The sequence below is a fragment of the Collimonas antrihumi genome, from assembly GCF_018304965.1.
Classification (GTDB): domain Bacteria; phylum Pseudomonadota; class Gammaproteobacteria; order Burkholderiales; family Burkholderiaceae_D; genus Collimonas; species Collimonas antrihumi.
The window spans coordinates 49,463-68,096 of the sequence record NZ_JAGQED010000004.1; the positions used below are offsets into that span (position 1 = coordinate 49,463).

General features: G+C 56.6%; 17 protein-coding genes. 8 read left to right on the forward strand and 9 right to left on the reverse strand.

Going from position 1 to position 18,634, the window contains the following annotated elements; translation table 11 throughout:
- The 4 genes from KHU29_RS05475 to recG form a co-directional block, all read right to left on the reverse strand.
- Nucleotides 1-324, reverse strand: coding sequence for an ElaB/YgaM/YqjD family protein (locus KHU29_RS05475; RefSeq protein ID WP_211451674.1), 324 nt, complete (start codon nucleotides 322-324; stop codon nucleotides 1-3).
- 92 nt (nucleotides 325-416) lie between these two features.
- Complete coding sequence (gene ubiA / locus KHU29_RS05480; RefSeq protein WP_211451675.1) at nucleotides 417-1,271, reverse strand: 4-hydroxybenzoate octaprenyltransferase; 855 nt, start codon at nucleotides 1,269-1,271, stop codon at nucleotides 417-419.
- A 141-nt stretch (nucleotides 1,272-1,412) separates the two neighbouring features.
- Complete coding sequence (locus KHU29_RS05485; RefSeq protein WP_211451676.1) at nucleotides 1,413-2,360, reverse strand: LysR substrate-binding domain-containing protein; 948 nt, start codon at nucleotides 2,358-2,360, stop codon at nucleotides 1,413-1,415.
- A gap of 124 nt (nucleotides 2,361-2,484) precedes the next feature.
- Nucleotides 2,485-4,608: an ATP-dependent DNA helicase RecG gene (gene recG / locus KHU29_RS05490; protein WP_211451677.1), complete on the reverse strand. Its 2,124-nt coding sequence runs from the start codon at nucleotides 4,606-4,608 to the stop codon at nucleotides 2,485-2,487.
- Nucleotides 4,609-4,810: 202 nt separating this feature from the next.
- Between recG and queA the strand changes: the two genes are divergently transcribed.
- The 5 genes from queA to secF all read left to right on the forward strand — a co-directional run bounded on the left by queA (nucleotide 4,811) and on the right by secF (nucleotide 10,764).
- The gene (queA, locus tag KHU29_RS05495) at nucleotides 4,811-5,830 is read left to right on the forward strand and encodes a tRNA preQ1(34) S-adenosylmethionine ribosyltransferase-isomerase QueA (RefSeq protein ID WP_211451678.1); all 1,020 of its coding nucleotides are present in this window, start codon (nucleotides 4,811-4,813) and stop codon (nucleotides 5,828-5,830) included.
- 28 nt (nucleotides 5,831-5,858) lie between these two features.
- A complete protein-coding gene (gene tgt, locus KHU29_RS05500) occupies nucleotides 5,859-6,986 on the forward strand; it encodes a tRNA guanosine(34) transglycosylase Tgt (protein ID WP_211451679.1) in 1,128 nt (375 codons plus the stop codon).
- A gap of 268 nt (nucleotides 6,987-7,254) precedes the next feature.
- A complete protein-coding gene (gene yajC, locus KHU29_RS05505; RefSeq protein ID WP_092414554.1) occupies nucleotides 7,255-7,608 on the forward strand; it encodes a preprotein translocase subunit YajC in 354 nt (117 codons plus the stop codon).
- 188 nt (nucleotides 7,609-7,796) lie between these two features.
- Nucleotides 7,797-9,662, forward strand: coding sequence for a protein translocase subunit SecD (gene secD / locus KHU29_RS05510; RefSeq protein WP_211451680.1), 1,866 nt, complete (start codon nucleotides 7,797-7,799; stop codon nucleotides 9,660-9,662).
- 157 nt (nucleotides 9,663-9,819) lie between these two features.
- Nucleotides 9,820-10,764, forward strand: a complete 945-nt coding sequence (secF, locus tag KHU29_RS05515; RefSeq protein ID WP_211451681.1) for a protein translocase subunit SecF — start codon at nucleotides 9,820-9,822, stop codon at nucleotides 10,762-10,764.
- A gap of 79 nt (nucleotides 10,765-10,843) precedes the next feature.
- Here the strand turns inward: secF and purB are convergent, their stop codons facing one another.
- Nucleotides 10,844-12,211 carry an adenylosuccinate lyase gene (purB, locus tag KHU29_RS05520; RefSeq protein ID WP_211451682.1) on the reverse strand — a complete coding sequence of 456 codons (1,368 nt, stop codon included), beginning with the start codon at nucleotides 12,209-12,211 and terminating at the stop codon, nucleotides 10,844-10,846.
- A 276-nt stretch (nucleotides 12,212-12,487) separates the two neighbouring features.
- Between purB and KHU29_RS05525 the strand changes: the two genes are divergently transcribed.
- Nucleotides 12,488-13,096 (forward strand): glutathione S-transferase C-terminal domain-containing protein, encoded by a 609-nt coding sequence (locus KHU29_RS05525; RefSeq protein ID WP_211451683.1) that lies wholly within the window; start codon nucleotides 12,488-12,490, stop codon nucleotides 13,094-13,096.
- A gap of 288 nt (nucleotides 13,097-13,384) precedes the next feature.
- On the forward strand, nucleotides 13,385-14,248 hold the full coding sequence (gene dapA, locus KHU29_RS05530; protein ID WP_211451684.1) for a 4-hydroxy-tetrahydrodipicolinate synthase: 864 nt from the start codon (nucleotides 13,385-13,387) through the stop codon (nucleotides 14,246-14,248).
- A 5-nt stretch (nucleotides 14,249-14,253) separates the two neighbouring features.
- Here dapA and KHU29_RS05535 read toward each other — a convergent pair whose 3' ends face one another.
- Nucleotides 14,254-15,069, reverse strand: a complete 816-nt coding sequence (locus tag KHU29_RS05535; RefSeq protein WP_211451685.1) for an AraC family transcriptional regulator — start codon at nucleotides 15,067-15,069, stop codon at nucleotides 14,254-14,256.
- Between the two features lie 187 nt (nucleotides 15,070-15,256).
- Between KHU29_RS05535 and KHU29_RS05540 the strand changes: the two genes are divergently transcribed.
- Nucleotides 15,257-16,492 (forward strand): MFS transporter, encoded by a 1,236-nt coding sequence (locus KHU29_RS05540; RefSeq protein ID WP_211451686.1) that lies wholly within the window; start codon nucleotides 15,257-15,259, stop codon nucleotides 16,490-16,492.
- 59 nt (nucleotides 16,493-16,551) lie between these two features.
- Here the strand turns inward: KHU29_RS05540 and KHU29_RS05545 are convergent, their stop codons facing one another.
- From KHU29_RS05545 to KHU29_RS05555, 3 genes are all read right to left on the reverse strand, one after another.
- Nucleotides 16,552-17,091: a peroxiredoxin gene (locus KHU29_RS05545; protein WP_211451687.1), complete on the reverse strand. Its 540-nt coding sequence runs from the start codon at nucleotides 17,089-17,091 to the stop codon at nucleotides 16,552-16,554.
- A gap of 93 nt (nucleotides 17,092-17,184) precedes the next feature.
- Nucleotides 17,185-17,448 carry a hypothetical protein gene (locus KHU29_RS05550; protein ID WP_211451688.1) on the reverse strand — a complete coding sequence of 88 codons (264 nt, stop codon included), beginning with the start codon at nucleotides 17,446-17,448 and terminating at the stop codon, nucleotides 17,185-17,187.
- 206 nt (nucleotides 17,449-17,654) lie between these two features.
- The gene (locus KHU29_RS05555) at nucleotides 17,655-18,587 is read right to left on the reverse strand and encodes a carbohydrate kinase family protein (protein WP_211451689.1); all 933 of its coding nucleotides are present in this window, start codon (nucleotides 18,585-18,587) and stop codon (nucleotides 17,655-17,657) included.
- Nucleotides 18,588-18,634 lie beyond the last annotated feature (47 nt).

The following is an 18,634-nucleotide window of genomic DNA, read 5'->3' on the forward strand; positions in this document are numbered from 1 at the left end:
TTATTTGCTGCGGCCAATCACCAAGCCAGCCAGCAAACCGATGGCGGCTGCCACGCTGACGGCTTTCCACGGATTGTCGCCGACATATTCATCGGTCACATGCGCCGCGTGTTTGGTGTGCGCCACCGCTTTCTTGGTGGCTTTCGGCAGCTCTGTTTTAGCAGTTTCCAGTGCCGTTTTCAGTTTTTCACGCGCCGAATTGTATTTTTTTTCAGCATGATCATGGGTATCGTCGAGCAGGTTTTCTGCTTCCTTGATCACGGATTTGAGTTCGCCAGCCAGGTTGTCGCGCATCTCTTTTACGTTGTCGTTGGTAGTAGCCATGTTTGCCTCTTCAATGTGGATTGCAGGGAAAGATGTTGCCTAATATACCACCATAAGTTGCGCATCATAAGTTGCGTCTTATTGTTATGCTGTTATCTTAACGCGTAATCCAGAGCTATCCCGCCAAATACCGCCGCCCCCAGCCAGTTATTGTGGCGAAAAGCGGCAAAGCAGCCGGCGCGCTCGCGCGTGCGGATCAAACGGTAGTGATAAACGGCGCAACCGGCCGCCAGCAGCATGCCAGCGCTAAACCAGCCACGTAAGCCGAATTGCCAGCCTACAGCAAATATTAATCCCAAACTGAGCGCATAACAAAGCATGATCGCCAGCACATCGTAACGGCCGAAGGTAATCGCCGAAGTCCGGATGCCGATCTTGAGGTCGTCGTCGCGGTCGACCATGGCGTATTCGGTGTCGTAGGCGATGGCCCAGAATACGTTGGCCAGCAATAGCAGCCAGGCGGCCGCCGGCACCGTCCCTTGTATGGCGGCGAAACCCATAGGTATGCCGAAGCCGAAGGCGATGCCGAGATAGGCCTGCGGAATGGCGAAGAAACGCTTGAAGTAGGGATAGCTGCCGGCCACGATCACCGCGATCAAGGACAATTCCTTGGTCAGCGTATTCAGCGGCAGGATCAATAACAGCGACAGCAGCGTCAGTACGACGGCAACCATCACCGCCTCCCAGGCGGCGATTTTGCCGCTGGTTAGCGGACGGTCGGCGGTGCGCTTGACGTGTTTGTCAAAGTCCCTGTCGGCGAAATCGTTGATCGCGCATCCGGCTGAGCGCATCAACGCGGTGCCAACACAGAAAATAGCTACCAGGGTCCAGGCCGGTTTGCCGTCGGCGGCCAGCCACAAGGCGGCCAAGGTTGGCCAAAGCAGTAGCAGGATGCCGATCGGTTTGTTGGCGCGGATCAGCAGGAAATAGAGTTTGAGACGATTCATTGCAGTTTGTGCGATTTAGCGTTGCCGTCAGCCGGCAACGGGTAAGACATGGGTGGGGAAACGACGGGTATTGGATCGGAGAATGCCGACGGGCGGAAACATTGTCCCGCCGCAGGCATCGGATGCTTATCTCTTACTTGATTAGCCCTCGACAGCAAGCGCATCATGCAGCAAGGTCACGCCTTTCAGGCCGCAATCCAGCACTGCCTTTTGCACCGCTTCGATGGCGGCATGGCGGGTAAAGCTTTTACGCCAGACAATCACCACCCGGCGCGACGGCCCCGGCGCGGTAAACGGTACGTAACGCAGCATGCCGTCCTTGGCGCCGAGATCGGGCACCGAGGCCTGCGGTAGCACCGTAATGCCGATGCCGGAAGCCACCATGTGGCGGATGGTTTCCAGCGACGAGCCTTCAAAAGTGCGGGCGATGCCATCGCCGGCAGTCGAAAAGCGCGACATCTCAGGACATACTTCCAGCACCTGGTCGCGGAAACAATGGCCATTGCCGAGCAATAGCATGGTTTCCGATTTGAGATCCTGGGCGCTGATGCTGGCGCGGTCGGCCCAGGCATGATGCTTGGGTAACGCTACCACGAACGGTTCGTCGTACAGCGGTTGCACCATGAGGCCATGTTCTGGAAACGGCAGGGCGATAATGGCGGCGTCCAGCTCACCTTGACGCAGCAGTTCCAGCAGGCGCACGGTGAAATTTTCCTGCAGCACCAGCGGCATCTGCGGCACTTGCTCGATCATGGTTTTCACCAGCGGCGGCAACAGGTAAGGGCCGACGGTATAGATGATGCCCAGCCGCAGAGGGCCGGCCAGGGGATCTTTGTTCTGGTTGGCGATTTCGCGGATGGTGGCGGTTTGCTCCAGCACTCGTTCGGCCTGGGCCACAATCTGCGAACCCAGCGGCGTCACTGAAATTTCCGTGCCGCCCCTTTCGAAAATCACAACGCCCAGTTCGTCTTCCAGTTTCTTGATCGCTACTGAGAGAGTGGGTTGCGCCACGAAACACGCTTCTGCAGCATGGCCAAAATGCTTGACGCGGGCTACCGCGACGATATATTTGAGTTCGGTCAGTGTCATGTTGTTATCTTCGCATATTTTTCCGTAGGGTGGGCAGCTCTGCCCACGCGTGAACTCCGATTCACCTACAACGTCGATTCCGGCAAAACCTGGGTAAAACCGCTTGCCCACCCTGCCGCGCCGCTTAAACTTTCAAAAAATCTTCCCGCCCGCCCAGCCAGCGTGCCAGATGGGCGCTGACGGTGGCCTGGTTGGCCGGTGTCGGATCTTGCAGCAATGTCTGCGCCAGATCGCGGGCACGGTCGACCAGCCACTGGTCGGTGGTCAGGTCGGCGAAGCGCAACATGGCCTGGCCGGACTGGCGCGCTCCCAGGAATTCACCGGGGCCGCGGATTTCCAGGTCGCGCCGGGCAATTTCAAAGCCATCCGTGGTTTCGCGCATGGTCATCAGGCGTTGCTTGGCGATGTAACCGAGCGGGCTTTGGTATAACAGCAAGCATACGCTGGCTGCAGAACCGCGTCCAACTCGCCCGCGCAGCTGATGCAGTTGCGATAGTCCGAAGCGTTCCGCGTGCTCGATCACCATCAGCGAAGCGTTAGGAACATCGACCCCGACTTCAATCACGGTGGTGGCCACCAGCACATGGCAGACGCCGGCGCTGAAGGCATCCATCACTTCCTGTTTCTCGGCTTGCTTGAGGCGGCCGTGGACCAGGCCGACCCGCAAGTCGGGCAAGGCCTCCACCAGCATCGCATAGGTTTCGGTCGCGGTTTGCAATTGCAATGCTTCCGATTCTTCGATCAGCGGACAGACCCAGTAGGCTTGGCGGCCGTCCTGTACCGCCGCATGCACCCGTTCGATCACTTCGTCGCGCCGCATCTGGTCGACCGCTCGGGTGACGATAGGGGTACGGCCAGGCGGCAGTTCGTCGATCACCGAGATTTCCAGGTCGGCGTAATAAGTCATCGCCAGAGTCCGTGGGATGGGAGTGGCGCTCATCATCAATTGATGCGGCACGACCGCAACCGTGCTTTTTTCAGCGGCCTCATTACCGCCGTTCTCGGAGGTGGTTTTATTACGTAGCGCCAGCCGCTGGCCAACGCCGAAACGATGCTGCTCATCGACGATCACCAAGCCAAGTTTGGCAAATTGCACGCTGTCCTGGATCAAGGCATGGGTGCCGATCACCAGCTGTGCTTCACCTGATTCGATCATGGCCAGGGATGCCAGCTTTTCTTTCTTTTTCAAACTGCCGGTGAGCCAGGCCACGCGCACGCCGAGCGGTTCCATCCAGGCCGCAATCTTGCGGAAATGCTGGTCTGCCAGGATTTCAGTGGGGGCCATCAGCACGGCTTGATAACCGCTGTCGATGGCTTGCGCAGCGGCCAGGGCGGCAACCACGGTTTTACCGCTGCCGACATCGCCCTGCAGCAGGCGCTGCATGGGAAATGAGGCGCGCAGGTCGGCACTGATTTCTGCCACCACCCGCTGTTGCGCCTTGGTCAGGCTGAATGGCAGCGTGCCTAGGAATGCGGCAGACAATTGCCCGATCACCGGCAGCGCACGGGCGTTCTTGGCGCGGCGTGCGACCTGGGCTCGTTTCAATGACAGCTGCTGTGCCAGCAGCTCGTCGAATTTCATGCGTACCCAGGCCGGATGGGAGCGATCTTCCAGCGCATGCTCGTCGACTTCCGGCGGCGGATTGTGCAGTAGGCGCACCGCCGTTTCGAAGGGCATCAATTGCTGTGCTGCCAGTTGTGCCGGCGACAAGGTGTCGCGCCATTCGATGTGTTGCATGGCATCGGCGATGGCTTTGCGCAGGAAAACCTGCGACAAACCTTCTCCGGCGGGGTAGACCGGGGTCAGGACGTCCGGCAGCGGCGCGCCTTCCAGCACCACTTTATAATTGGGATGGACCACCTCTGCGCCGAAAAATCCGTGACGGATTTCGCCACGTGCGCGGACCCGGGTGCCGACCGCCAGCTGTTTGGTCTGGCTGCCGTAGAAATTCAGGAAACGCATTACCAGCTGGCCGCTATCGTCGGCAATGGTGACGATCAGTTGCCGCCGCGGCCGGTATTGGATATCGCAGGCGGTGACGACACCTTCAACTTGCGCTACGCTAGTACCCATCATGCCGGCTTGCTGGATGGCGACCACTTCGGTCTCATCCTCATAGCGCAGCGGCAGGTGCAAAACCAGGTCCATGTCCGAGCGCAGCCCCAGCTTTTCCAGCTTGCTGGCACGGGTATTTGCAACCGGTGCGGAAGGGGCAGGTGTGGCAGGTTTTCGCTTCGGAGCGGGCATATCGGACTGTGAATGGGTGGCAGAGGGCTGCAGGGCGTAAAATAGCGGGTTGGCTTATCAAAAGGCACTAACTTTGGCAGCAACTCAGGCATCAAGTCGTTGTATCTCCGCTTAGCGCCGATTTCAGCGTTTGCCATTGTAAAGCCTATAGCCGTATTGGCAACCAGATAGCCCCGACTGTTATTTCATTATTTATTCGAGCATGCATTCTCTTTCCGATTACGATTTCGACCTGCCGCCAGAACTGATCGCGCAAACGCCGCTATCCGAGCGCAGTGCTTCGCGCCTGCTGCATATAGACGGCGAACAATTCATTGACCGTCAGTTTGCCGACATTGTCGATCTTCTGAACCCTGGCGATCTGTTGGTGTTTAACGATACCCGGGTGCTCAAGGCGCGCTTCTTCGGCGTGAAGGAAACCGGCGGCAAGGTTGAAGTATTGGTCGAGCGCGTAGTCGATAACCGTACCGTGCATGCGCAGGTACGGGCTTCGAAATCACCGCCGGCCGGCACCAGGATCTGCCTGGCCGAGGCGTTTGAGGTGGTGGTGGGTGAGCGCGTCGGCGAGTTTTATACATTGGTGTTCCCAGCCGATGTGTTCGAACTGATCGAAGCCCACGGCCGTCTGCCTCTGCCGCCGTATATCGAGCATGACGCCGATGCCTTCGACGAAACCCGTTACCAAACCGTCTATGCCAAGCATGCCGGCGCCGTGGCGGCGCCCACAGCCGGCTTGCATTTCGACCAGGCTTTGCTGGAACGCCTGCAGCAAAAGGGCATCGGGTTTGCCTATGTCACGCTGCATGTCGGCGCCGGCACTTTCCAGCCGGTGCGCAGCGAGAATCTGGCAGAGCACAAGATGCATAGCGAGTGGTATACGATCACTGAAGCCACGGTTGATGCCGTGCGCGCGACCAAGGCTGCCGGCGGCAAGGTAGTCGCGGTAGGCACTACCAGCTTGCGCGCGCTGGAATCGGCCTCGCAATCCGGCACTTTGCAGGCCGGCAGCGCGGATACCGAGTTGTTCATCACGCCTGGCTATACCTTTAAGACGGTTGAGCGTCTGATTACCAATTTCCATTTGCCGAAATCGACCTTGCTGATGCTGGTGTCCGCCTTTGCCGGTTACGACTGCATCCGCGCCGCCTACGCCCATGCCATTGCGCAGCGCTATCGCTTCTTCAGCTATGGCGATGCGATGTTGCTTACTAATAACGTTTGATCCTGATTATTGAAGATTGCCACTACCCATGCTTGAATTCACGCTGCTAAAAACCGAAGGAAAGGCCCGTCGCGGCCGTCTTAAACTCAACCACGGCGTTGTCGAAACGCCGATTTTCATGCCAGTCGGCACCTACGGCTCGGTGAAGGCGATGTCGCCGCTGGAGCTAGTCGAGATCGAGGCCCAGATCATTCTCGGCAATACTTTCCATCTGTGGCTGCGGCCGGGCATGGACGTCATCGAAAAATTCGGCGGCCTGCATAAGTTCATGGGCTGGGATAAGCCGATCCTGACCGATTCCGGCGGTTTCCAGGTGTTTTCGCTAGGCGCCATGCGCAAGATTACCGAAGAGGGCGTCAAGTTCTCCTCGCCGATCAATGGCGACAAACTGTTCCTCTCGCCTGAAGTATCGATGCAGATCCAGAAGGCTTTGAATTCCGATATCGTGATGCAGTTCGACGAATGCACGCCGTATGAAATCGACGGCCGGCCGGCCACTAGTGAGGAAGCGGCGCAATCGATGCGGATGTCGCTACGCTGGGCCAAGCGCTCCAAGAGCGAGTTCGACCAGCTGGAAAATCCGAATGCGCTGTTTGGCATCGTCCAGGGCGGCATGTATGAGCATTTACGTGATGAGTCGCTGGCCGGTTTGCAGGATGTCGGTTTTAACGGCATCGCCATCGGCGGCCTGTCGGTGGGTGAGCCCAAAGAAGAAATGATGCGCGTGCTGGCGCATATCGGGCCGCAATTGCCGGCGGATAAGCCGCACTATCTGATGGGTGTCGGTACGCCGGAGGATCTGGTGGCAGGGGTCGAGAACGGCGTTGACATGTTCGATTGCGTGATGCCTACCCGCAACGCGCGTAACGGCTGGCTGTTCACCCGTTTCGGCGATCTGAAGATCAAGAACGCCCGCTACAAGGAAGATGAAAAGCCGCTGGACGAGACTTGCGGCTGCTATGCCTGCCGCAATTTCTCACGTGCCTACTTGCATCATCTGCATCGCACCGGCGAAATACTTGGCGCGCGCTTGAATACGATCCACAATCTTCACTATTACCTGGATTTGATGAAAAATATCAGGAATGCCCTGGATGTCGGCCAATTCGGCGTGTTTGTGAAGCAATTTCATGTGGACCGGGCGCGCGGCGTATAAAGTTGTGAGTGAGGGTGCTAGCACGGGTTACCAGTGCAGGTCGCCAGTACGTTATTAGTAAGACATCTTAAAAATATGTATTTTTGCAACTATTTTTAGGTAAAACAGTCTATGACAGCTGGTTCCAGCTGTCTAGGTACATGGTGCCGCAGCAGGCTGAGCTGATTTTCCCGGCAATAAATGGCAACGGGCGACACACAGGCGGTTGTACGCCGCTACCCAATGCTAGAATGCTGGGCTATTTTCAAACTACTACTTGGAGCAACTCGTGTTCATTATTTCCAATGCATATGCGCAAGCTGCACCTGCAGCTACCGCTGCCACAGGCCCGCTGGGCCTGAGCGGCAACCTGACCAGCTTCTTGCCGATCATCCTGATGTTCGTAGTGTTGTACTTCTTGATGATCCGTCCGCAAATGAAGCGTCAGAAAGAACAAAAAGCCATGATGGAAGCACTCGGCAAGGGCGATGAAGTCGTCACAGCCGGCGGCATGCTGGGCAAGATCACTAAAGTTGCCGATGGCTACATCACCCTGGAAATCGCCAGCGGTACTGAAGTTGTGGTGCAAAAGGGTTCGGTCACCACCTTGCTGCCAAAGGGCACAATCAAGACGGCACTGTAAAATTTGCCTTGTTTGATGGAATGAGAGCATCCGGATCGGGTGCTCTCGGTATTTGTCAGATACCTTGCCATATATCGTGTCAGACACAGAAAAGAGCCCGCAGCGGAATCCGCTCAGGGCATCGGCAGCCTCACACACAAGCAAGAGACTCATCTGATCTTGAGACTCGCACTGAACGCTGAATCATTATGAATCGCTATCCTCTCTGGAAATATATTCTGATCGTCATCGCGCTGCTGTTCGGCGTGCTGTACACCATACCGAATCTCTTTGGCGAATCGCCTGCGGTACAGGTGAGCAGCGGCAAATCGACCTTGAAGATCGACAGCTCGCTGGCTGACCGGGTTTCGCAAGTTCTGCAGCAAGGCAATTTGCTGTCCGACAGCGTCACTTTTGAGAACGCCGGCGCCCAAGGCACGGTGCGCGCCCGTTTCCACGATACCGATACCCAGTTCAAGGCCAAGGCTTTGCTGGAACAAAACCTGAATACCGATCCGACCGATCCGGTCTACGTGGTCGCCTTCAACCTGGTGCCGAATACGCCGCACTGGCTGCAAGCCATCCACGCATTCCCGATGTATCTGGGCCTCGATTTGCGCGGCGGCGTGCACTTCCTGATGCAGGTCGATACCAAGGCGGTCATCAACAAGCGCTTGCAAGGTTTGCAAGCCAGCGCCCGCAGCGAATTGCGCGACAAGGATATCCGCTACAGCGGCATCAACCGCAATGGCGATGCGATCGAAATCAGTTTCCGCGACCAGGCTACTTTGGAAAAGGCGCGCAATATATTGGCGCCGCAACTGTCTGAGATGCTGATCCAGGTGGCGCCGGCGGTTGCCGGTTCCGACCCGATGCTGACCGCATCGCTGAAGCCTGAGGCGCTCAAGCAGATCGTCGATAACGGCGTTACGCAAAACATCACGACATTGTCGAAACGGGTTAATGAACTGGGCGTCAGCGAGCCGATCATCCAGCGCCAGGGCGCTGACCGCATCGTAGTGCAAATGCCAGGCGTGCAAGACGTATCGCGCGCCAAGGACATCATCGGCCGTACAGCGACGCTGGAAGTGCGCATGGTGGATGAGTCGGTGACCCGCGGTACTGAAGCCACCGCTGCCGTACCTTTCGGTTCCGAACTGTTCAAGGTTGGCAAGAATGCGCCGGTGGTGCTGTACAAGGATCCGGTGCTGACTGGCGACTATATCTCCAGTGCGGCAGTCAGCTTCGACCAGAACCAGCAGCCGGCAGTCAGCATCGACCTCAACGGCGACGGCGGCCGCAAGATGCGCGACGCTACTCGTGGCAAGGTTGGCAAGGCGATGGCGATCGTGCTGTTTGAAAAAGGCAAGGGCGAAGTCCTGACCGTGGCGACGATTCAAAGCGAATTGGGTTCGCGCTTCCAGATCACTGGCATGGGTTCGCCGGAAGCGGCGGCCGACCTGGCGCTGCTGCTGCGCGCCGGCTCGCTGGCAGCGCCGATGACAATCATCGAAGAACGTACCATCGGCCCGCAACTGGGCGCCGAGAATATCAAGAAGGGTTTTGACTCGACCATGTATGGTTTCGCCGTCATCGCCGTGTTCATGATCATCTACTACATGTTGTTCGGCCTGTTCAGCGTACTGGCCCTGTCGGTCAACTTGTTGCTGCTGATCGCGGTGCTGTCGACTTTGCAGGCAACGCTGACCTTGCCGGGTATCGCCGCGATTGCGCTGACCCTCGGTATTGCGATCGACGCCAACGTACTGGTGAATGAACGTATCCGCGAAGAGCTGCGCAACGGCAATTCGCCGCAGGCAGCGATTTCCATCGGTTTCGACCGCGCCTGGGCCACGATTCTGGACTCCAACGTGACGACATTGATTGCCGGTCTGGCATTGCTGATTTTCGGTTCCGGTGCGATTCGCGGTTTTGCAGTGGTGCATTGCCTCGGTATCCTGACTTCGATTTTCTCAGCGGTCTTCGTTTCGCGCGGTTTCGCCAATCTTTGGTACGGCCGCAAGAAGAAACTGACGAGTCTGTCGATAGGCCAGATCTGGAAACCGAACGCTTGAGTTGAGCTAAAAAATTCGTCATCCCCGCGAACGCGGGCACCAAGGTGGGGAATCCAGTTTACTGAATAAAATGGATTCCCGCGTGCGCGGGAATGACGCTGAAGCAGTTATTCGAGGTCGCTTTAAGCTGCGGCCACAGTGAACCAAAAGGAATGTGATGGAACTTTTCCGTATCAAAAAAGATATTCCGTTCATGCGCCATGCATTGATATTCAATGCGATTTCGGCGCTGACGTTTGTATTTGCCGTATTCTTCCTGTTCTCGAAGGGCCTGCATCTGTCGATCGAGTTTACCGGCGGTACGGTAATCGAAGTCGCCTACAGCAAGCCGGCCAATATCGAGGGCATACGCAAGACGGTTGAGGGTATTGGTTATACCGATAACCAGGTCACCAATTTCGGCACCGCGCAAGATGTGATGATTCGCCTGCCGGCAAAAAAAGGTGAAAATTCCAATGCGCAAAGCGCGACCGTACTGAAAGCCTTGCAGCAGCAGGAACCCGATGTCCAGCTGAAGCGCACCGAGTTCGTCGGACCGCAGGTGGGTGACGAACTGGCGCATGATGGTTTGATGGCGCTGCTGTTTGTGGTGATCGGCATCATGATTTACCTGGCCATCCGCTTCGAATGGAAATATGCGGTAGCGGCGATTATCGCCAACTTGCATGACGTGGTGATCATTCTCGGCTTCTTCGCATTCTTCCAATGGGAATTCTCGCTGACGGTATTGGCGGCGATCCTGGCGGTATTGGGTTATTCGGTGAATGAGTCGGTGGTGGTGTTCGACCGGGTGCGCGAAACTTTCCGTGATCGCCGCTTCGGCAAGCTGGCGGTTTCGGATGTCATGAACCATGCGATCACCAGCACGATTTCCCGTACCATCATCACCCACGGCAGTACTGAAATCATGGTGTTGTCGATGTTCGTGTTCGGCGGCCCGGCATTGCATTACTTCGCACTGGCGCTGACTATCGGTATTCTGTTCGGTATCTACTCTTCGGTGTTCGTGGCGGCGGCTGTGGCAATGTGGCTGGGCGTCAAACGTGAAGACATGATCAAGCCGATCAAGGAAAAAGACGAGACTGACGGCGCCGTAGTGTAAGGCGTTGCGGTTATAAAAAAAACCAGCCTTCGGGCTGGTTTTTTTTGGGTCTGACGAAATGAACGTCGGGTGCCGGGCTTTAGATTTTCTTCGCCAGCAATGCCGCATGTCCGATGTAGTTGGACGGCGTCATGGCCAGCAGATGGTCTTTGGCTTCCTGCGGGATTTCCAGCTTGAGGATGAACTCGCGCAGTGCATCTTTGGAGATGCCTTTGCCACGCGTCAGCTCTTTCAGCTGCTCGTACGGATTCTCGATGCCGTAGCGGCGCATCACGGTTTGCACCGGCTCGGCCAGCACTTCCCAGGTTGCATCCAGATCTTCCGCCAGACGGCCCGGATTGACTTCCAGCTTGTTCAAGCCGCGCAGGCAGCTATCGTAAGCCAGGATCGCGTAACCGAGGCCGACACCGATATTGCGCAATACGGTGGAGTCGGTCAGGTCACGCTGCCAGCGCGACAGCGGCAGCTTTTCCGACATGTGCTTGAGCACGGCGTTGGCCATGCCCAGGTTGCCTTCGGAGTTCTCGAAATCGATCGGGTTGACCTTGTGCGGCATGGTCGACGAACCGATTTCACCAGCTTTGGTGCGTTGCTTGAAAAAGCCCAGCGAGATGTAACCCCAGATATCGCGATTCAAGTCGAGCAGGATGGTGTTGCTGCGGCTGATGGCATCGAACAGTTCGGCCATGTAGTCATGCGGTTCGATCTGGATGGTATAGGGATTGAACACCAGGCCCAGGCGCTGTTCGATCACATTCTTCGAGAAATTTTCCCAGTCGAAGTCGGGATAGGCCGACAGGTGGGCATTGTAGTTGCCGACTGCGCCGTTCATCTTGCCCAGGATTTCCACGGCAGCGATACGTTTCACCGCACGTTGCAAGCGCGCCACGACGTTGGCCATTTCCTTGCCGAGCGTAGTCGGGCTGGCTGGCTGGCCGTGGGTGCGCGACATCATCGGCAAATCGGCATTGGTGTGCGCCAGTTCAGTCAGCTTGGCGATCACTTGTTGCAAGGCTGGCAGCAGCACGGTATCACGCGCCGCTTTCAGCATCATGCCGTGGGACGTGTTGTTGATGTCTTCCGAGGTACAGGCGAAGTGGATGAATTCAGATGCTGCGACCAGTTCCGGCACGTCCTTGACTTGTTCCTTGAGCCAGTACTCGACCGCTTTGACGTCGTGGTTGGTGACGGCTTCGATGGCCTTGATGCGTTCTGCATCAGCTTCGGTGAAATCGCTTGCCAGTTTGTCGAGCAGCGCATTGGCGCTGGCGGAGAAGGGTTTGATCTCGGCAAAGCCGGCACTCGACAGCGCTTGCAGCCAGGCGATTTCAACCTTGACCCGATGGTGCATGAAACCAGCCTCAGACAGGATCGGGCGCAGCTTATCGGTTTTGGCGGCGTAGCGGCCATCCAGCGGGGACAGGGCGGAAAGCGTGGTAAGAGACATGATAATGGTGACTATAGAGGTGAGTGAAGATAGGGCTGGCGTGCCAGTTGTTTCTGTTTTGCAACTGCACAACATCGCTGCAGGTGCATAAGAAAACCAATCTGAAATTCTAGCAACAACGTCTGGCAACAACGCAAGGCAAAAACAAGCTAAACCGAATTTTACCATTGGCACCGTGGTAAATATGCCGCTTTGCACACAGACAGGATCGGCGATGAACAAAGTGGCAGGGGGCGAATGCTATAATCAGCCAACATTTTTTACAATAAGTGACATATGAAGTTGATCGGTTCCTTGGGTAGTCCTTTTGTTCGCAAAGTTCGTGTTGTCATGGCGGAAAAGAAGCTTGATTACGACTTTGTGCTGGACGATGTGTGGGCTGCCGACACCAAGATCCAGGCTTCCAATCCGTTGGGCAAGGTACCTTGCCTGGTGATGGAAGATGGCGGCGCCATGTTCGATTCGCACGTGATCGTCGAATATCTTGACACCTTGACACCGGTTGGCAAATTAATCCCGATTAACAGCCGTGAGCGCTCCGAAGTGAAATGCTGGGAAGCGCTGGCCGATGGCGTGCTGGATGCCGGCGTGCTGATCCGCCTGGAAAACAACCTGCGCCCTGAAGAATTACGCAGCCAAGCCTGGATCGATCGTCAACAACGCAAGATCGACGCCGGTCTGAAAGCGATGGCGGCGGGTTTGGCGGAAAAGCCATTCTGCTCCGGTACCCATTATTCGCTGGCCGATGTTGCGGTTGGTTGCGCGCTGGGTTGGCTCAGCTTCCGCTTCCCGGAAATTACCTGGCGCGAAGACTATCCGACTTTGGCCAAGCTGTTTGAAAAGTTGTCTGAACGCCAGTCGTTCAAGGATACCGTTCCTCAATAAGCGTTAAGCTGAAAATCAGCTTATGTATCAACTTATGTATTAAAATCATCAACCATGACAACGCAGAATTCTTATTCCACATGCCAGCCTGCCGACCGCGGTGCGGTGGCATTGTGCCGCGTAGTCAAAGCAAAAAAACAGCAGCTCATCTGACCGGAGCTCGCTGTTCCGTCAGATGGGCGACGGAACAGCAGGCTCTCGGATAAATCCCTCCCGCACGCAAGCTCCTTCGCACTTCTGAACGGACCCATGACGGTCAATTCGGCAATTTTTTTCAGGAGTGTTGTGATGTCAATTTTTACTGGTATCTGGGTAGCGCTGGTCACCCCTTTTTCCGATGGCCAAGTCGATCATCCGGCTTTGCGCAAGCTGGTGCGTCATTATGCCGAAGCAGGCGTGAGCGGACTGGTGGCGCTCGGCACCACCGGCGAAGCCGCCGCGCTGGATCAGCTTGAGCAACAGGCGGTGGTGCACACCGTACTCGATGCCGCGGGCGGTTTGCCGGTCATCGTTGGTCTGGGCGGTAACCATAGCGGACAGTTGCACCAAAACCTGCAGCAGTTCAGCGAACGGAATATCGCCGGCTTTTTGATTCCCGCACCTTATTATGTGCGGCCGTCACAGCAAGGCATTATCGATCACTTCACCCGCCTGGCCGACGCCAGTCCGGTGCCGCTGGTGCTGTACGATATTCCCTATCGCACTGGCGTGCAGATCGAACTGCAGACCCTGTTGACACTGGCCGCTCATCCGCAGATACAGGCGGTGAAAGATTGCAGCGGATCGATAGCCACCACCCAGGCCCTGATCGCAGACGGCCGCCTGCAAGTGCTGGCGGGAGAAGACATCAACATCTTCAACAGCCTGTGCATGGGTGGCAGCGGCGCAATCTCGGCGGCGGCCCACGTGTCTCCGCAACGTTTCGTGGCGCTGTACCGCGCAGTTGTCGAACAGCGCTTGCACGACGCCCGCGCCATTTTCCATGAACTGGCGCCGCTGATTCGGCTGATGTTTGCTGAGCCAAGTCCGGGGCCGGTGAAGGCCTTGCTGGCGCAGCAGGGGTGGATACGCGACGAGCTGCGCGCACCGATGACAGCAGCCAGCCCGTCGTTGCAGGCGCAGCTGCGCCAGTTGCACCTGGCTCGGAGCTAATCCAGTTAACTCTGCCGATTGGCCGCCTGGCTAATTTTTTTCGGAGCGAAGAAAGTCGACGGCGACTGCCCGAAGGTTTTCCGGAACATGGCGGAAAAAGCCGACTGGCTGGCGTAGCCCAGTTCGGCCGCCACCAGCGACAGCGGCATGCCGCGCGCGATCATCGGCGCTGCATGCGCCAGCCTGATCTGCTGCCGCCATTGACCGAAAGTCATTCCCAGGTCGCGTTCGAACAGGCGCGCCAAGGTTCTCTCCGAGGCGCCAACCTGCTCTGACCAGTCCGCCAGCGTCTTGCTTGAGTCTGGTGCTTGCAGCAGCGCCTGGCAGATCGCCTGCAGACGTTTTTCGGTCGGCAGCGCGATGCGTATGCCGGGCGTGCTTGCCTCGGCCAGTTCATCCAGTATCAATTGGCTGAGCAGTGATTCACGCAGGCTGTCGTCATCGGCTTGCGACAGCGCGACGATCAGTTCGCGCAACAAGCTCGACACTTCCAGCACGATGCATTCCTGGCCGTGGAACGGCGCTGCATCGGGATGGACGTACAAGGCCCTCAACTGCGATTTTTCGATGGTCGCCATTTCATGCTCGACGTACGGCGGAATCCAGATGGCCCGCAGCGGTGGCACGATCCAGGTGCTGTTGCCCACGCTCACCCGTAATACGCCTTCCGGGGCATAGGTGACCTGGCCCCAGGGATGAGAATGGGCGCTCAGCAATTCAGCGGCGGCAAGGTCGCGCGCGCGCAGGCGTACCGGGTGCTGCGCATCCGGCACGACGTCCACCAGGCCGATCCTGGTATGGGTAAGTATTTTTACGGGCATGGTGACAGAAGGACAAAATGGCAGAAACACGACAAATTATGTCTTTCTATCTTAAAACAGTCTCATTTTTTTTGCTTACACTGATGTCTTGCAAATGAGGAAGAGTTATAGAAAGAGCTATTGCCGCGCCTGACCAGGCCGTTTTTCATCTCATTTGCGCCTTATTCCAACTAGCCATTCCATCACCATGCAAACCGCTGCCAAGCAGATTTCCCCCGCGCTGGGATCGCACGATGCCGAAAAAACCGGTTTTCGCGTATTGGGCGCCATCAGTTTTGCCCATTTCCTGAATGACATGATCCAGTCGCTGATCTTGTCGATCTATCCGCTGCTGAAAGGTAATTTCAATCTCAGCTTCGCGCAGATCGGCCTGATTACCCTGACTTATCAAATTACCGCATCGATCTTGCAACCGCTGGTGGGGCTGTACACCGACAAACATCCCAAGCCGTATTCGCTGGCGTTGGGAATGGGCTTTACCTTGGTCGGTCTGCTGATTTTGTCGGTCGCGCCCAGCTACGGCATATTGCTGTTTGCGGCGGCCCTGGTCGGCACCGGTTCATCCATCTTCCATCCAGAATCGTCGCGCGTGGCGCGCATGGCTTCCGGCGGCCGCCATGGTCTGGCGCAATCGATATTCCAGGTCGGCGGCAATGCCGGCAGTTCCATGGGGCCGTTGCTGGCGGCATGGATTGTGATTCCGCACGGACAGACCAGCATCGCCTGGTTTTCAGCAGCGGCATTGCTGGCGATTGTGGTGCTGTGGCAGATCGGTAACTGGTACAAGCGCAAGCGCATGGAGGCGAAAGGCAAGCCGGCTAAAGCAAAGCAGCACTATGTGGCGCTACCGCCCAAGAAGGTCATGTTTTCGATCGGTATCTTGCTGATGCTGGTTTTCTCGAAATATTTTTACATGGCCAGCCTGAGCAGCTATTTCACGTTTTACCTGATCGATAAATTCCAGCTGTCGGTACAGTCGGCGCAGCTGCATTTGTTTGTATTCTTGTTCGCGGTGGCTGCCGGTACCGTGCTGGGTGGCCCGATCGGCGACAAGGTTGGGCGCAAGCTGGTGATATGGGTATCGATTCTGGGCGTTGCGCCATTTACCCTCATGCTGCCGTATGCCAATCTGTTCTGGACCGGCGTGCTGACGGTAGTGATCGGCGTCATCCTGGCTTCTGCATTCTCGGCAATTCTGGTATTCGCCCAAGAGCTGGTGCCTGGCAAAGTTGGCACCGTGTCAGGATTGTTCTTCGGGTTTGCTTTCGGGATGGGCGGTATCGGTGCTGCCGCCTTGGGTCAACTGGCGGACATGACGAGCATCCGTTTTGTGTATCAGGTTTGCTCTTTCCTGCCCTTGATCGGCTTGTTGGCAGCGTTCCTGCCGAATCTTGAAGCGCATCGGCGAATGACCGCGGCCTGATTGAAAATCGTAAAAAAAGCGCGCTGTCACAAGCGCGCTTTTTTATTTCTATTGTTACGTCACTTCTTCTGTTTGGCGCTCCACTGTTCCAGCGCCTGCAGCGTATTGCTGACATGCTTGTCCGGATCCATGCTGCTGTATTCGTAGATGATGTTGCCGTTGGGAGCGATTACATACGATACCCGGTTGGCGTAGCTGGTTTTGTAGAGCAGCACGGAATCGTACGATTTCATGATGCTTTGATCCTGATCGGCGGCAACCGGGAATTTGCTGCGGCATTCGCTGACGGAAAATTTGTTGAGGGTGTCGATGTTGTCGGCGGAAACTCCGATCACGGTAGCACCGAGCGCTTTGTACTTGTCGACCGCGTCGGCAAACATGTGGGCCTCAATGGTGCAACCCTTGGTGAATGCGGCCGGATAAAAGTACAGCACCACCGGACCTTTTTTCAACTCGTCGGCCAGCGAGTAGCTGAATACCTTGCCACCGATAGAGGCCTGCGTGGTAAACGCAGGCGCTTGCTGACCGGCCTTGAGAGCGGCAAAGGCCGGTGCTGCAACTGAACCGCAAACCAATAAAGCGGCAATCAATCGTTTCATGAGGACTCCTGGTTAAAGATAGGTAGCATCATGCGTCGAGATCGCAGAGTTGTCCAATCACATGTTCAGAAGAATGCGCGAGTGACAAGCCGCTTAGTGACCGCCATGCCAGCCGCCACCGCCGCCCCAGCCTCTGCCACCCCAGCCCCTGCCGCCGCCCCAACCACGCGAGTAGCCAAAGCCGATGTCGACGCTTGGTGCCACATAAACAGGTGCCGGAGCATAGTAGCCGCCACCGTAATAACCGCCGCCATAATATGGGTCGCCAGCGTATGCGCCGTATGGATAGGCCACACAGCCGCCCAGCAACAAGGTTGCGCCAAGCAGTGCTACGCCGGTTAAAAGTCGTTTTTTCATGATGCCCTCCGTCCATCGCTCCAATGCCAATTGGATATAAGCCTAGCAGATAAGTTCAGCTTGGGAAGGGCAAGATGTATCACGTGAATTTGGTGATAACCGGGGAGTATGCTCGGATAATTTAAAAAATAAGCCTGAGATTTATCAATTTTTTTCCTATACCCCGCCCAGTATCGGTTGGGAGTATAGGAATTGATGTGCTACTTTTACAATCGGTAACCAAATTCACGATGGAATCGATCATCGATTTCGGCGCGGCTCGGTGTGTGATTCTGCGGGCCTTGATGGGCAATCTTGATGCTGCCTAACAAACTGGAGAGACGGCCGGTGGTGGCCCAGTCCATGCCATTGCTCAGGCCGTACAGCATGCCGGCACGGAAGGCGTCGCCGCAACCGGTAGGATCCAGCACTTGTTCGGCCTTAACGCAAGGAATGTCGATTTTTCCGCCGGCGGTAAATATCTCCGCGCCGAGTTCGCCGCGAGTGACTATCAACGCCGATACGCGCTCGGCAATTTGCGGCAGCGACAAGCCGGTGCGTGAAGCCAGCATCTCGGCTTCGTAATCATTCATGGCGATGTAGGTTGCGAGTTCGATGAACTGCTTCAGTTCGTCGCCGTTGAACATCGGCATGCCCTGGCCCGGATCGAAGATCAGCGGGATGCCTTGCGCCACGCAGTCGGCAGCATGTTGCAGCATGCCGTCGCGGCCGTCCGGCGCCACGATCGCCAGTTTGACCGGACCGGCATCGGCCACTTTATTTTCGTGCGAGTAGGTCATCGCGCCTGGATGGAAGGCGGCGATCTGGTTATTGTCGATGTCGGTGGTAATGAAACATTGCGCAGTGTAGATCGACTCGATGGTGCGCACGGTTTTGCGCGAAATGCCTTGTCGATCCAGTCTCTCAAGGTAATCGCCGCCATCGTGGCCGACGGTGGCCATGATTTGCGGATCACCACCCAGCAGCTTCAGGTTGTAGGCGATATTGCCGGCACAGCCGCCAAAGTCGCGGCGCATGGTTGGCACCAGGAACGAGACGCTGATTTTATGCAATTGATCCGCCAGCAGCGAATCCGAGAAGCGTCCCGGGAATTGCATGATGACGTCGAATGCCAATGAACCGCAGATGAGAGAGGACATAGTTTATTTTGTGGAGCAAAGTTTAAACGTGGGGTGGACACCTGTGC

What these genes read in the sequence shown, in the direction of transcription:
- secF (WP_211451681.1), top strand. Translation starts at nt 9,820, where the DNA reads ATGGAACTTTTCCGTATCAAAAAAGATATTCCGTTCATGCGCCATGCA.
- KHU29_RS05535 (WP_211451685.1), bottom strand. Translation starts at nt 15,069, where the DNA reads ATGCCCGTAAAAATACTTACCCATACCAGGATCGGCCTGGTGGACGTC.
- recG (WP_211451677.1), bottom strand. Translation starts at nt 4,608, where the DNA reads ATGCCCGCTCCGAAGCGAAAACCTGCCACACCTGCCCCTTCCGCACCG.
- purB (WP_211451682.1), bottom strand. Translation starts at nt 12,211, where the DNA reads ATGTCTCTTACCACGCTTTCCGCCCTGTCCCCGCTGGATGGCCGCTAC.
- queA (WP_211451678.1), top strand. Translation starts at nt 4,811, where the DNA reads ATGCATTCTCTTTCCGATTACGATTTCGACCTGCCGCCAGAACTGATC.
- dapA (WP_211451684.1), top strand. Translation starts at nt 13,385, where the DNA reads ATGTCAATTTTTACTGGTATCTGGGTAGCGCTGGTCACCCCTTTTTCC.
- KHU29_RS05475 (WP_211451674.1), bottom strand. Translation starts at nt 324, where the DNA reads ATGGCTACTACCAACGACAACGTAAAAGAGATGCGCGACAACCTGGCT.
- KHU29_RS05545 (WP_211451687.1), bottom strand. Translation starts at nt 17,091, where the DNA reads ATGAAACGATTGATTGCCGCTTTATTGGTTTGCGGTTCAGTTGCAGCA.
- KHU29_RS05485 (WP_211451676.1), bottom strand. Translation starts at nt 2,360, where the DNA reads ATGACACTGACCGAACTCAAATATATCGTCGCGGTAGCCCGCGTCAAG.
- KHU29_RS05555 (WP_211451689.1), bottom strand. Translation starts at nt 18,587, where the DNA reads ATGTCCTCTCTCATCTGCGGTTCATTGGCATTCGACGTCATCATGCAA.
- KHU29_RS05540 (WP_211451686.1), top strand. Translation starts at nt 15,257, where the DNA reads ATGCAAACCGCTGCCAAGCAGATTTCCCCCGCGCTGGGATCGCACGAT.
- KHU29_RS05550 (WP_211451688.1), bottom strand. Translation starts at nt 17,448, where the DNA reads ATGAAAAAACGACTTTTAACCGGCGTAGCACTGCTTGGCGCAACCTTG.
- secD (WP_211451680.1), top strand. Translation starts at nt 7,797, where the DNA reads ATGAATCGCTATCCTCTCTGGAAATATATTCTGATCGTCATCGCGCTG.
- ubiA (WP_211451675.1), bottom strand. Translation starts at nt 1,271, where the DNA reads ATGAATCGTCTCAAACTCTATTTCCTGCTGATCCGCGCCAACAAACCG.
- KHU29_RS05525 (WP_211451683.1), top strand. Translation starts at nt 12,488, where the DNA reads ATGAAGTTGATCGGTTCCTTGGGTAGTCCTTTTGTTCGCAAAGTTCGT.
- tgt (WP_211451679.1), top strand. Translation starts at nt 5,859, where the DNA reads ATGCTTGAATTCACGCTGCTAAAAACCGAAGGAAAGGCCCGTCGCGGC.